Below are 12,392 nucleotides of genomic sequence, written 5' to 3'. Positions count from 1 at the left end.
TCAAAGTTCAACGCGCAGCCTGGGTCAGTTTTAAGTGCGCGCCAACACTCCGGGCGCCACCTCGCGGCCGGCCTCGTCCATGATCCGGATCTCGGCGCAGCGCACCGGCCGGCCGACGGTGTCGCCCCGGGTGGCACCTTCGCCGAGCGGCATGATCGTACTGGGCGAGGTGGTCTCGGTCGCGCCATAGGCATTGACCAGGATCAGCCCGGGCAGCAGTTCGGCCAGGCGCGTGATCGTCGCCATCGGCATCGGCGCCCCGCCATAGCCGCCGATCCGCCAGGCGGCGAGGTCGTAGCCGGCGAAATCGGGCTGGAGCAGGCAGAGATTGTACATCGCCGGCACCATGATCCCATAGGTCATGCGCTCGGCTTCGGCGAGCTTCAGAAAGGCGGGCGCTTTGAAGGCGCGCATCATCACCGTGGCGCCGCCGACCCGGATCATCAGCGCCACCACCGCCACCAGCCCGGTGACGTGGGTTGCGGGCACCGCCAGCACCGATCGCTCGCGCCCGTCCATGGTGAGCGCCATGTGATCAACATAGTGCTCGCAGGAATGGACGATGTTGATGTGCGACAGCTCGGCACCCTTGGGCTTGCCGGTGGTGCCGGAGGTATAAAGGATGACGGCGGTGTCGTCTTCGCCGACCGCGGCCCAGCCGCCGAAGGGCCGGCCCGCCTCGATCTCGGCCCAGGGCACAGCGCCCGCGGGCGCCGGCCCGTCACCATCGCCCACGGCGATGCGCAGGGCGAGCGCCGGGACATCCGCCGCATCGGGCAGGCGGTCGGCAAGCTCGTCCTCGAAGATCACGGCCTTCGCGCCGCAATTGCCCAGCACATAGGTGAGTTCGGGCTTCTGCTCGCGGGTGTTGAGCGGCACCGCGATCGCCCCCAGCCGGATGCAGGCCACCCAGGCGGTCACGATCTCGGCCCGGTTGCCGAGCAGCAGGCCGACCCGGTCCCCCTGGGCCACGCCCGCCGCCGCCAGGGCACCCGCCACCCGGTCGGATGCCGCTTCCAGCCCGGCATAGGTCATCCGCCGGTCGCCGTCGATCACCGCCTCGGCCTCGACCATGCGGGAGAAGGTGGCGCGGACCAGCGCGCCCAGATCGGCGGGGCGATCGGCGTAACAGGGCAGGACGCGGTCGCCGAAATGGAGTTCGCGCCGGAGAACGGGAGCGGGATTGGTCTGATCAGTCTGGGACATCGGTCTGGCTTCGCATCTGACTGGGGAGCGGAAGGCGGCAGCTCAATGCGCCGCAGCACCGGCCGCGGCATTGGCGCCGCGTTCGATGACGGTCACGTCGTCGTAGAGCGATTTGTCGTGGTTCATGTCGGAATGCGAGATCAGGATCGACTGCTTCTCGGCACGCAGCCGGCCGATGACATCGGCCAGGCGCTGGGCCAGCGCCGGGGCGACGCCCTCGAAAGGTTCGTCCAGCAGCAGAAGTTTCGTGCCGACGGCCAGAGCGCGCGCCAGCGCCACCAGTTTCTGCTGACCGCCCGACAGCTGCAAGGCCCGGCGGTCGCGCATCTCGGTCAGCTCGGGCATGTAGCCGTAGACCAGATCCAGCCGGGGCTTGGGCTTCAGGCTCTTCGACACCCAGACCGGCAGCAGGATGTTCTCTTCCACCGTCAGTTCAGGGACGAGGCCACGATCTTCCTGCATGAAGCCGATGCCGAGCGCCGCCCGGGCGTGTTTGGGCCGGGTGGAAAGGTCGATGTCCTCGAACGTGATCCGGCCGCCGGTCACCGGCAGATGACCCATCACCGTGCGCATCAGGCTGGTCTTGCCGGCGCCGTTGCGCCCGACCAGCCCGACCATCTGGCCGGTGCCGACGGTGAGGTTCACATCGCGCAGCACCCGGACCGAGGCGATGGCGGTGGAGACGTGATCGATCTGGAGCATGGGGATCCCTCCTCCGCCGTCAGTGGCCGGTGACGTGCCGGCGCACGCCCTCGTCGGCCATCACCATGTCCGGGGCGCCGTCGGCGATGATCTGGCCGGCATAGAAGGCCAGCACCCGGTCGGCATAGGCCCCGACGATGTCCATGTCGTGCTCGACGAACAGCACGGTCACCCCGTCCCGATCCAGCGCCGCCATGATCCGGTCCATGAACGGGAATTTCTCTTCCGCCGACACGCCGCTGGTCGGCTCGTCCAGCATCAGCAGCTTTGGCCGGCCGGTCATGGCGAGGGCGATGTCGAGCAGCTTGCGGGTACCACCGGCCAGTTCCAGCACCGGCCGATCGGCGATCGCCGCCAGGCCGAAACGCTCAAGCACCGCGAGGGCCGCATCACGCGCTTCTGCCGACCGCGCCGGACGGAAGAAGGGCAGCCCGCCCTCGGCCGCCGCCCGCGCGACCAGCATGTTCTCGAGCGCCGTCAGCTCGGCGCAGAGTTGGGGGATCTGGAAGGACCGGGCGATGCCGCGACGGGTCAGCCGCCGCGGGTCCAGCCGGGTGACGTCTTCCCCCGCCAGCAGGATGGATCCTTCGTCGGGCTTGAGATAGCCGGTGACCATGTTGACGAAGGTGGTCTTGCCGGCGCCGTTGGAGCCGATGACGCTGAGCCGCGTGCCCGCCTCCACCGCGACCGAGATGTCGCGCGCGGCGGTGACGGCACCGAAGGATTTCTGGAGATTGCGGGTCTCCAGCACCGGGGTCGCCTTGTTCATCGGCCACTCTCCTTGGCAAGAGGCCCATCGGTGACTGGCCCATCGGTGACTGGCTCGTCGGCGGCGGAGCCGCGGCGGCTCGCAGGGCCGCGATGCCAGATCGACCCGATGCCCTTGGGCAGGAACAGAATGACCGCCAGCAGGAAGGCGCCCAGCGCCAGCTGCCATGTCTCGGGGAAGTAGAGATTGGCGAAGGACCGCACCAGTTCCAGGATCAGCGAGGCGACGAACACCGCCACCACGCTCACCTGGCCCGACAGGATCGCCAGGAACACGATTTCGCCCGAGGTGGTCCAGTAGGCGAAGGTCGGCTCGATATGGCCGAGGGCGATGGCGGCGAGCGCCCCGCCGATGCCGCCATAGACCGCAGCGACGATGAAATTCACCGCCATCATCGAGCGCACCGAGGCGCCCATGTATTCGACGCGGAGTTCGTTCTCCTTGACCGCCAGCGACATCAGCCCGCGCACGGAATTGAAATGCGCGGCCGCGATCGCCGAGAGGATGCCGGCGGTGACGATGGCGAGCAGGAACAGCGCGTAATCTGCGGTCTCGGCCGTGGGCTCGACGCCCAGAATGGCCGGTCGGGCGATGTTGAGGCCATCGGAGCCGCCGAGCGGCGTGGCCTTGACCAGCAGGCCGTAGAGCACCATCGACAACGCCAGCGTCAGCATGGCGAAGAAGATGCCGCGATAGCGGGCGAGCAGCGGGCCGAACACGGCGGCGACGACACCGGCGGTGATGCCGCCAAGGATCAGCAGCCAGACCGCATCGGCAAGGCCCAGCCACGGCCCGGCCAGCCCGGCGGCATAGGCGCCGAGGCAAAAGGGCAGGCCCTGGCCGAAGGAGACCAGGCCGCCGCGCATCATGAAGACGAGACCAAGCGCCACCACCGCATGGGCGATGGCCATGGTGGCGAGGAACAGCAGCCAGGACGGCAGCGCCAGGCCGGCCGCGGCCAGGGCCGCCACCACCAGGGCAGCCACCCCGAGCGGGCGCAGGACGGCGGATCGGGTCGACATCAGAGGCACCCCCGTCAGATCTTGCGCGCCTGGACGCGGGCGAACAGGCCTTCCGGACGGAAGACCAGCACCGCGGCCATCACGAGATAGATGATGAACAGCTCGGCATCCGGCACCAGATGCACCGCACCGGCGCGGGCGATCCCGACGATCAGGGCGCCCACCGCGGCCCCCTCGATCGAGCCGAGCCCGCCGATGATCACCACCGCGAAGCTCAGGATGATCACCCCGACGCTGAGCCCCGGCTGCACAGAGATCTGGGGCGAGGTAAAGGCACCGCCGAGTGCCGCCAGGAACACGCCGCAGACGAAGGCACCGACATAAACCCGGTTGATGTTCACGCCCATCGAAGCCGACATCTCGGGGTTGTGGATGACGGCGAGGACGATCTTTCCGATGGTGGTGCGATTGAGCCCGAACCAGACCGCCAGGCCGCAGAGCACGGCCAGCCCGATCAACGCGATGTCGTAGCCGACATAGAACAGCGGCCCGGCCTCGATATTGCCGAACAGCATATAGGGCTCCGACACGTAATAGGGATCGACGCCCCAGACCAGCTTGACCAGATCTTCCAGCATGAGGAACAGCGCATAGGTGACCAGCACCAGCAGCACCTCGTCCCGGCCGTAGAACAGCCGCAGCAGGCCGCGTTCCAGCAGCGGCCCCAGCAGCGCCGCAACGCCGGCCGCCGCCAGCAGCATGGCGAACAGCGACCATTCGGGTGCAAGACCCAGGCTCGCGAACCAGCCGACGGTCGAGGCGGCGGCATAGGCGCCGATCGCGTAGAAGCTGCCATGGGCGATGTTCAGGATCTTCAGCACGCCGAAGACCAGGGTCAGCCCCAGCGCCACGATGAACAGCCAGGCTGCATAGATCAGCCCGTCCACGAGGACGGTGAGCAGAAGCTCCATCGGAGAGGTCTCCGGGAAGACGACGGGTGGGGCTTGCGCCCGAGACGGAACGGCCGGTCCGGGCGGCGGGGCGGATTGCCCACCGGCCGGACCGGCCGCGGAGGAAGGATCAGGTCAGTTGCACTCTGCGCCGGGGAAGCCGGCCTTGATCCAGTCGATCGCCTTCATGTCGGCGGGCGGGTTCACGCACTTCGCCGGATAGCGGCCGACATCCTCGATCACCACCATCTTCTTGTCGGCGTCATAGCGGGTGCGGCCGAAAGCGATGTCCTGGATCGCCTGATGGCCGTCGCCATTGGCCATGGTGATGGTGCCGGCCGGGCTTTCCCAGCTGGAGCCCTTGAGCGCGGCCGCGATCTCGTCCGGGGTCGGCTTCTTGCCGCCGTTCGATGCCATCGCCTTCTCGACCGCGGTCTTCAGGCCAAGCAGCGCCTGGGCCATGCGGTAGGGCGCCTGAACCGGATAGACGCCATGCTCGGCGGTGTAGGTCTTCTGCCACCAGTCATTGAGCGGGCTGGGCTGGCTCATCAGGCCATAGGCGCCGCGGGCGCCGATGATGGTGCCGTCGGGCATCTTGTCGCCCAGGGCCGGCAGGACATGGTCGGCAGCGGACAGCACGACCTGGCTGCGCTTGAACAGGCCGCGCGGACCGGCCTGCAGGATCAGTGCCTGCAGATCACCGCCCCAGTTGCTGGAATAGACCACGTCGGAGCCCTGGCGGAGCAGCGCCGAGATTTCGGTGCCGTACTGGCCGGCGCCGAACTTGGGCAGCAGATCGGCTTCGAACTTCGCCTCGGGATAGAGCTGGCCCATCGCGGCGACGAAGTCGTTGCGGCTGTCATGGCCCCAGGCATAGTCCTGGTTGATGCCGCTGAAGGTGTTGATCTTGACGTCGTGGTCCTTCAGGTAGCGGACCAGACCGACATTGTCCATGGTGGCATGGGCGGCGGTGCGGAAGACGTAGCTGAACTTGTTGTCTTCGAAGATGCGGGGCGTGCCGCAGTCGAACAGGATCAGGAGCGCCTTCAGTTCTTCCGCCACCGGCCCCACCGCCAGGCAGTCGCCCGAGCTGATATAGCCGACCACCGCGTCCACCTGCTCGCGCTGGATCAGGTTGCGCAGTTCCTGCACCTGCTTGGTGGCGCCGCCGGCCTCGTCGATGATCACCGGCTGGATTTCGAGCCCGCCGAAGCCCTTGGTCGCATAGGGGGCCGGCAGCTGGCCGGCATTCAGCCCGGCGATCATGGTCTTGGCACCGTTCGCCGCCGGCACGCCGAAGGCTTCCGCGGCCTGGCCGGACAGGAAGGTGACGATGCCGAGCTTGAAGGTCTCGGCCGAGGCGGGAACCGCCCCGAGGGCAAGGGCCGCGGCGGCGACGCCGCCGGCCAGACCGCAGACGAGGCGGCCCAGGCGCGTGCGCATGGTCATTGGTGGTTCCTCCCTTCAGGTGCCGTCCGGGAGCCACCCGCCGGCCCTGTCATTGTTCGAACAAGCGTCCGTTCGATGCATCGGCTGCCGATCCCGCCATCCCATGTCCCAAGGCGCCACATTCCGGTTTCCTCCCGGATGGCGCCTCAAACACTGTTCGGATGTCGACTCGGCCGCTCTTTTTGTAAGGATATTGCCTGGCCATCTTAGGAGGCTGAGACAGGGCGGGTCAATGGATCAGGGCAGATGATCCACAATATGGATCCACTGTGCGGGTGCAGCATTTTTGAGAACAGACCGGACTCCGCAAAACGCCAGGGATACGACGGCCTATGTCCTGCAAAAAGATTCTGACATCTTCTGCAAAAATGCACGATATGAAGACGGATTGTCGGACCATCGGACAGGAGCGGGAAGGCCTCGCCGGCAGAACCGGAGGCTATATGGCAGAGGTCCACCAGGTGGAGGCCAGGGACAGGCCGGCTTCCTCAAGGAACGCCGTCTTCTCCAGATCCCTGCGGGCGCTCACCACGACCACCTGGGCAAAGCCCTGCCGTCTCATCTCCGCCCGGATGTCCCGCAACAGGGCCCGACCGACATCACCCCACCGGTCCGCGCTGACGACGCAGAAATCATCGATCATGGCCGTGGCACCGCCGGGATCGTAGACAGGCGGCGTGGGAAAGCCGCGCCCGATGACGAAGCCCAGGATGCTGCCCTCCTCCTCTGCCACGAAACACATGCTTCGCCCGTCGGAGAACAGCGTCTCGAACCAGGTTCGGCAAGCCGAAGCAGAGTCTGGCGACTTCTTCCAGAACCGGGGCTCATATGCCTCGTAGGCGTCACGGCGTGCCTCGGCGAGCGCCACGCAGACCGTCACATCTTCCGGCGTTGCCTGCCTGACATTCATCATCGGCTCTCCTGGCTGGGGATACGGCCAGGATGGGCGGACTGGTGGAAGACTGTCGCCAAAAAAATGGCGTGCAGCCGCCGGAGGGGACGACTGCACGCCGGGAACGCCCCTCTGCCGGCAGGGGCCGCCGGCCTGGGGATGACGGGCGTTCCGATCACCTGGAACGGCCCGATCTTCCGGCAGACGGCCTGCCCCCCGCAAACGAGGCTTTCTCGGGGTGAGGGTCAGGAGGATTGACCCTTTTCCGACGCGCCCTCACCGAAGGCAGCGGAGGCCAGATGGCGGGCATGGCCGGCGATATCGGCGGGCCAGGCGGTCGTCGCCGCATCGAAGCCCGCGCGGTCGGCGGCATGCAGCGCCCTGAGCGCCGCCTCGTATCCCGGCAGGTCGCCGGCCATGGCGGTCATGAAGCGGTGCGCGGCAGCCTGGGCCGCACGGATGCGCGCCGGGCCGGCATCGCGGCGGCGTGCCTCTTCCACCAGCCGGCGCAGGGCGACCGAGGCGCCGCCCGGCTGGTCGGCCAGCCAGTCCCAGTGCCGCGGCAGCAGGGTCACCTCACGCGCGACCACGCCCAGCTTCGGCCGGCCGCGACCACGCGGTGCCTCGTCCGGCACCGGGTCGGAGGCGAGGCGTGCCGCCACCTCGTCGGCCGAGCCACGCAGATCCAGATCGATCACCGCGCCGCTCCGGTCGTCGAAGACCAGAACCGGGCCGGCCGTCCCCGCCTCGACCACCGCCTTCACGGCCGGCGCCACGCGGGAGAGCGGGCCGGCGGCGATGCGGCGCGGGCCGTCGAAGGCGGTGCAGGGGGTGGAGGCGGTGCAGGGGATGGAGGCGGTGACGGGCATCGGCCGGGCCTTTCGGTGCGCGAGACCGGTTTTATACCCGGGTATTATTCCCTTGGCAAACCGCATGCCGGATGGTATCGCATTTTTTACCCGGGTAAAAAATGGCAGAAAGGACGATGAGATGAACCGGCAGGATCGCAAGGCGGCGATCGACGCCTGGAAGGAGCGCAGGAGCGCCGCGGGCATTTATGCCCTGCGCTCGGCCACCACCGGCGCGGTCTGGGTGGGGTCGGCGCCGGATGTGCGGACGATCCGCAACCGGATCCTGTTCACGCTGCGCCATGGCAGCCACCGGGCGCGCGATCTTCAGGCCGCCTGGGCCGGCGACGGCGAGGCCGGGCTGGGCTTCGAGGTGCTGGAGGTGATGGACCCAGGCAAGGAAACCCCGGCGCCCTATGTCGTCACCGACTGGCTGAAGGCGCGCGCCGCCCATTGGCGGGCGGCGCTGAAGGCCCATCCCCTCTGACGGCCCCCTCTGACGGTTCAGCGCCTGGGCATCGCGAAGGGGAAAAGCGCCAGCCCGGCCAGGAAGCCGCCGATATGGGCGACCCAGGCGACCGATTCGCCCTCTGCTCCCGGCGTGCCCCAGATGCCCGTGATCACCGCGGTCGCGATCCAGAGCAGCGCCAGCGGCAGGATGGCGCCGCCGCTGGCGCGGTGACGACGCATGATGATCAGCACGCCCGCAAACAGCCCGCTGATCCCGGCCGAGGCACCGATCATCGGCACCATGCTCTCAGGATAGAGCAGCACATGGGCCAGCGCGCCGGCCCCGCCGCAGACCAGATAGAACACCACCATGCGCAGCGGGCCGATCACCCGTTCGACACCCGCGCCCCAGGCCGCCAGCAGCGCCATGTTCAACAGCAGGTGCAGAAAGCCGCCATGCAGGAACTGGAAGGTCAGCGGCGCGATGATCGACGGCAGGTCGAAGCCGGGGCCATAGGTATAGCGGGCGGGGATCGACCGCCGCATTGGCGATCAGCTCCCAGTCGGTTCCCTGGGGCAGGATCTGGCGCACCAGATGCACGATCACGTTGATGGCGATCAGGATCTGCGTCGCCCGCGGCAGGTTGAACATCGGCTGCCGGCGGCGCAGCTGCTCGGCCATGCGGGGATCGTGCTGCATGCGCAAGGTCTCGTCTCTCCTCTGCGGGGCCCGCGAAGAGAGCGGGACCGGGGCGCCGGCGGGCATCCGGCGCCCCTGCATGTCGGCGATCGGGCCGCCGCTGTCAATGGTGGCGGCCAGCCCGGCTTTCGACCCGGCCCCGATCAGATCACGTTCAGCCGGTTCCAGGTCGGGCTGATCAGGATCTCGTTCAGGCAGACATGGGCCGGCATGGTGGCGACGAAGCGGATGGTCGCGCCCAGATCTTCCGACTGGAGCATGCGCGCCTTGTCTTCGGCGGAAACCGGCACCGGCCGGCGGTCCAGGATCGGGGTGTTGACCTCGCCCGGGCAGATCGCGCAGGCGCGGATGCCGTTCTGGCCTTCCTCGATGTTCAGGCTGGCGTTCATCGCCAGCATGGCATGTTTGGCGGAGTTGTAGGCGGGGCCGGTCAGGCGCGTGTCGTAGCGCCCGGCCCAGGACGAGACGTTGATGATCAGCCCGCCGCCGGCCTTGCGCATCGCCGGCAGCACCGCATGGGTGCAATAGAAGGCGCCGTCCAGATCGACCCGGATCACCTGATCCCAGCCGTCCGGCGAGACCACGTTCCAGGCGCGTTCCGGCACGTTCAGCCCGGCGCTGTTGATCAGGATGTCGATCCGGCCCTGGGCGGCCAGGATCTCGTCGGCCACCCGCTTCACCTCGGCCTTGTCGGCCACGTCCAGCAGGGCGATCAGGGCCTGGCCCCCGGCATCGCGGATCCGCCCGGCCACGGCCTCCAGCGGCTCGGCCCGCCTTCCGCTCAGATAGACCACCGCACCGGCTTCGGCCAGCGCCACGGCCCCGGCCTCGCCGATGCCGCTGCCGGCACCGGTCACCCAGACGACCTGGCCGCTCAGGGGTTGGTCAGTCATCAGGCGCATCTCCTCTCCCGGATGATCGTCCGGACACTATCTGTCCGGTTGCGGATGAAATCATGCAGGAGCCGGCCGTCGACCGCCATGCCAACGCGACTTGAAACCGGGTTGGGCATGCAGCCCCGCTTCCGGTCTCCCGCCTGCCCGCTTATGCTGAACGCCCCGCACCATAAGACGCCGGCCCCATAAGACACCGGCCCATCGAACACCGGGCCCAACCGGCGCAAACCCGCGGGGCATCCGCAGGGGCGGACAGGAGAGGAGACCCGGCAGATGACCGGCTTCAGTTTCGATTTCACCGGCAAGACCGTCTTCGTAATGGGCGGCACCTCGGGCATCAATCTGGGCATCGCCCATGGCTTCGCCCGGGCCGGTGCCGCGGTGGCGGTGGCCAGTCGCAAGCCCGAAAAGGTTCAGGCCGCCGTTGCCGAGCTCGCCACCCATGGCGGCGCGGTCGAGGGCTATCAATGCGATGTGCGCGACGTGGCCCAGGTCCGCGCAGCCTTCGAGGCGGCAGCCAAGGCGCTGGGCCCGATCGACGTGCTGATCTCGGGCGCTGCCGGCAACTTCCCGGCCCCTGCCCTCGGCATCTCACCCAACGGCTTCCGCACCGTGGTCGATATCGACCTGATCGGCACCTTCCATGTGATGCGCGAAGCCCATCCGCATCTGCGCAAACCGGGGGCCGCGATCGTCAATATATCGGCCCCGCAGGCTTTCCAGGCGATGGAGCTGCAGGTCCATGTCTGCGCCGCCAAGGCCGGCGTCGACATGATCACCCGGGTGCTGGCCCAGGAATGGGGGCCTGAAGGCATCCGCATCAACAGCCTGGTCCCCGGCCCGATCGCCGGCACCGAGGGCATGGCCCGCCTTGCCCCCACGCCCGAGGCCAATGCCATGGTCGAGCGCAGCGTGCCGCTCCGCCGCCAGGGCAGCCCCGAAGACGTCGCCCGGGTCGCCCTGTTCCTGGCCTCGGATGCCGCATCCTATGTCAGCGGCGTGGTCCTGCCGGTCGATGGCGGCTGGTCGGCCGGCGGCGTGCCGCAGCTGACCCAGAGCTGGGGGCATGAGCCGGGCTGAGACACCCGGCCGCACGGCCAAGACCAGAAACAGCCCGGCGCATGTCCTGATCATGGCAGAAAACGCCGGAAATCCGCCCTTGTGGACATACTGACACCCCCTTAGCCTCGACTGTATAAGACGGCCCGATCAGAAGATGCAGGATCAACTTGCCGATCGGGCCGTGCACGCAGGGGAAGACTGCGGGAACGGACGCCACAGGGGGACCACGACATGACGATGAAGACGGACGACAGGTCCGTGTCGAAGACACGCGGCCTGGCCGGTCGACTGCTGACTGCCGCCGCCATAACCATATCCGCAGCCGGGCCGGCAGCCCTGCCGGCAAGCGCGGCCGGCATTTCGGGCGATGTGGTCAGGATCGGCGTGGTCAACGACCAGTCGGGGCCGCTGTCGGATCTGGCCGGCGCGGGCTCGGTGGTCGCGGCCGGGCTGGCGCTTGAGGATTTCAAGGCGCTGGCGCCGTCGCTCAAAGTCGAGATCGTTGCGGCCGATCACCAGAACAAGGCCGATATCGGCGTCGAGATCGTGCGCAAATGGTACGAAGCCGAGGGTGTCGACATGGTGGTCGATGTCGGCAATTCGGCGGTCGCGCTGGCCGTACAGTCTATCGCCCGCGAACGAAACAAGCTGGTGATCTACGCCGCGGTCGGCACCACCGACATCACCGGCAGCCAGTGTTCCCCCACCGGCCTTGCCTGGCTGCACGACAATTACAACCTGGTCAGCGGCCCGATCCGCCGGCTGGTGGCGCAGGGCCAGGACAAATGGTTCTTCATCGCCGCCGATTATGCCTTCGGGCAGAACATGGTGAAGGAGTCCGAAAGCGCGCTGAAGGCCGCCGGCGGCACCTCGATGGGCGCCGTATTCCACCCGCTCGGCACCACCGACTACGCCTCTTTCCTGCTGCAGGCGCAGAGTTCGGGGGCAGATGTCGTCGCCTTCGCCAATGCCGGCGCCCAGCTGGTCACCTCGATGAAGCAGTGGAACGAGTTCGGCATGAGCGCCGGCAATCAGCGCCCGGTGGCCGAGCTGATGTTCCTGACCGACATCCACGGCATGGGGCTGGAAACCGCCCAGGGCCTGACCGGCGTCACCGCCTGGTACTGGGATCTGAATGACGGGACACGGGCCTTTGCGAAGCGCTTCTTCGACCGCCACGGCGCCATGCCCACGGCACCCCAGGCCTCGGTCTATTCGGCGGTGCTGCATTATCTGAAGGCGGTTGCCGCAACCGGCACCGACGAGACCGGGCGGGTCGTCGCCCATATGCGCGCGACGCCGGTCAACGACATCTACGCCCCCGGCGCCCGGTTGCGCGCAGACAACAAGCTCGTCCACGACTTCTATCTCGTCCAGGTGAAGCAGCCGGGCGCGCAGGAGAAGCCCTGGGCCTATTACAACGTGCTGGAGACGATCCCGGCCGCCTATGCCTATCGCCCGCTCAGCGAGAGCGATTGCAGCCTGGTGACCGCTGCCGGCAAGTGA

Annotated in this window: 13 protein-coding genes; 3 read left to right on the top strand and 10 right to left on the bottom strand. The window is 68.0% G+C overall.

Annotated elements, in window-relative coordinates; translation table 11 throughout:
* Positions 1–30 precede the first annotated feature (30 nt).
* The 8 genes from TMO_RS04075 to TMO_RS04040 form a co-directional block, all read right to left on the bottom strand.
* On the bottom strand, positions 31–1,206 hold the full coding sequence (locus TMO_RS04075) for a class I adenylate-forming enzyme family protein (protein WP_014744324.1): 1,176 nt from the start codon (positions 1,204–1,206) through the stop codon (positions 31–33).
* Between the two features lie 42 nt (positions 1,207–1,248).
* Positions 1,249–1,908, bottom strand: coding sequence for an ABC transporter ATP-binding protein (locus TMO_RS04070; RefSeq protein ID WP_014744323.1), 660 nt, complete (start codon positions 1,906–1,908; stop codon positions 1,249–1,251).
* Positions 1,909–1,927: 19 nt separating this feature from the next.
* Entirely contained in the window at positions 1,928–2,677 is a 750-nt protein-coding gene (locus TMO_RS04065; RefSeq protein ID WP_014744322.1) for an ABC transporter ATP-binding protein, read from the bottom strand.
* Positions 2,674–3,699, bottom strand: a complete 1,026-nt coding sequence (locus TMO_RS04060; protein ID WP_014744321.1) for a branched-chain amino acid ABC transporter permease — start codon at positions 3,697–3,699, stop codon at positions 2,674–2,676. The genes TMO_RS04065 and TMO_RS04060 overlap by 4 nt, the downstream gene beginning before the upstream one ends.
* A gap of 14 nt (positions 3,700–3,713) precedes the next feature.
* The gene (locus TMO_RS04055) at positions 3,714–4,610 is read right to left on the bottom strand and encodes a branched-chain amino acid ABC transporter permease (RefSeq protein ID WP_014744320.1); all 897 of its coding nucleotides are present in this window, start codon (positions 4,608–4,610) and stop codon (positions 3,714–3,716) included.
* Between the two features lie 114 nt (positions 4,611–4,724).
* Positions 4,725–6,038, bottom strand: coding sequence for an ABC transporter substrate-binding protein (locus TMO_RS04050; protein ID WP_014744319.1), 1,314 nt, complete (start codon positions 6,036–6,038; stop codon positions 4,725–4,727).
* A gap of 439 nt (positions 6,039–6,477) precedes the next feature.
* Positions 6,478–6,951 (bottom strand): GNAT family N-acetyltransferase, encoded by a 474-nt coding sequence (locus TMO_RS04045; protein ID WP_014744318.1) that lies wholly within the window; start codon positions 6,949–6,951, stop codon positions 6,478–6,480.
* Between the two features lie 224 nt (positions 6,952–7,175).
* Positions 7,176–7,799 (bottom strand): DUF2239 family protein, encoded by a 624-nt coding sequence (locus TMO_RS04040; RefSeq protein WP_014744317.1) that lies wholly within the window; start codon positions 7,797–7,799, stop codon positions 7,176–7,178.
* 121 nt (positions 7,800–7,920) lie between these two features.
* Between TMO_RS04040 and TMO_RS04035 the strand changes: the two genes are divergently transcribed.
* Entirely contained in the window at positions 7,921–8,265 is a 345-nt protein-coding gene (locus TMO_RS04035) for a GIY-YIG nuclease family protein (protein ID WP_014744316.1), read from the top strand.
* A 17-nt stretch (positions 8,266–8,282) separates the two neighbouring features.
* Here the strand turns inward: TMO_RS04035 and TMO_RS04030 are convergent, their stop codons facing one another.
* Together TMO_RS04030 and TMO_RS04025 are read right to left on the bottom strand one after the other, a co-directional pair.
* Positions 8,283–8,774 (bottom strand): rhomboid family intramembrane serine protease, encoded by a 492-nt coding sequence (locus tag TMO_RS04030; RefSeq protein ID WP_014744315.1) that lies wholly within the window; start codon positions 8,772–8,774, stop codon positions 8,283–8,285.
* A gap of 297 nt (positions 8,775–9,071) precedes the next feature.
* Positions 9,072–9,830 carry an SDR family oxidoreductase gene (locus TMO_RS04025; protein WP_014744314.1) on the bottom strand — a complete coding sequence of 253 codons (759 nt, stop codon included), beginning with the start codon at positions 9,828–9,830 and terminating at the stop codon, positions 9,072–9,074.
* Positions 9,831–10,097: 267 nt separating this feature from the next.
* Here TMO_RS04025 and TMO_RS04020 point away from each other — a divergent pair, with 267 nt between their 5' ends.
* A complete protein-coding gene (locus tag TMO_RS04020; protein WP_014744313.1) occupies positions 10,098–10,904 on the top strand; it encodes an SDR family oxidoreductase in 807 nt (268 codons plus the stop codon).
* A gap of 213 nt (positions 10,905–11,117) precedes the next feature.
* A complete protein-coding gene (locus TMO_RS04015; RefSeq protein WP_014744312.1) occupies positions 11,118–12,392 on the top strand; it encodes an ABC transporter substrate-binding protein in 1,275 nt (424 codons plus the stop codon).

Origin of the sequence: Tistrella mobilis KA081020-065, from assembly GCF_000264455.2 — a bacterium.
In the GTDB taxonomy this organism is placed as follows: domain Bacteria; phylum Pseudomonadota; class Alphaproteobacteria; order Tistrellales; family Tistrellaceae; genus Tistrella; species Tistrella mobilis.
The sequence above is the reverse complement of the archived record's forward strand: the minus strand, read 5'-3'. Positions and strand labels throughout refer to the sequence as shown.

Bases quoted from the DNA above. Each gene is read 5' to 3' on its own strand.
- TMO_RS04020 (WP_014744313.1), top strand. From the start codon at position 10,098: ATGACCGGCTTCAGTTTCGATTTCACCGGCAAGACCGTCTTCGTAATG.
- TMO_RS04055 (WP_014744320.1), bottom strand. From the start codon at position 4,610: ATGGAGCTTCTGCTCACCGTCCTCGTGGACGGGCTGATCTATGCAGCC.
- TMO_RS04030 (WP_014744315.1), bottom strand. From the start codon at position 8,774: ATGCGGCGGTCGATCCCCGCCCGCTATACCTATGGCCCCGGCTTCGAC.
- TMO_RS04050 (WP_014744319.1), bottom strand. From the start codon at position 6,038: ATGACCATGCGCACGCGCCTGGGCCGCCTCGTCTGCGGTCTGGCCGGC.
- TMO_RS04065 (WP_014744322.1), bottom strand. From the start codon at position 2,677: ATGAACAAGGCGACCCCGGTGCTGGAGACCCGCAATCTCCAGAAATCC.
- TMO_RS04035 (WP_014744316.1), top strand. From the start codon at position 7,921: ATGAACCGGCAGGATCGCAAGGCGGCGATCGACGCCTGGAAGGAGCGC.
- TMO_RS04060 (WP_014744321.1), bottom strand. From the start codon at position 3,699: ATGTCGACCCGATCCGCCGTCCTGCGCCCGCTCGGGGTGGCTGCCCTG.
- TMO_RS04070 (WP_014744323.1), bottom strand. From the start codon at position 1,908: ATGCTCCAGATCGATCACGTCTCCACCGCCATCGCCTCGGTCCGGGTG.
- TMO_RS04025 (WP_014744314.1), bottom strand. From the start codon at position 9,830: ATGCGCCTGATGACTGACCAACCCCTGAGCGGCCAGGTCGTCTGGGTG.
- TMO_RS04015 (WP_014744312.1), top strand. From the start codon at position 11,118: ATGACGATGAAGACGGACGACAGGTCCGTGTCGAAGACACGCGGCCTG.
- TMO_RS04075 (WP_014744324.1), bottom strand. From the start codon at position 1,206: ATGTCCCAGACTGATCAGACCAATCCCGCTCCCGTTCTCCGGCGCGAA.
- TMO_RS04045 (WP_014744318.1), bottom strand. From the start codon at position 6,951: ATGATGAATGTCAGGCAGGCAACGCCGGAAGATGTGACGGTCTGCGTG.
- TMO_RS04040 (WP_014744317.1), bottom strand. From the start codon at position 7,799: ATGCCCGTCACCGCCTCCATCCCCTGCACCGCCTCCACCCCCTGCACC.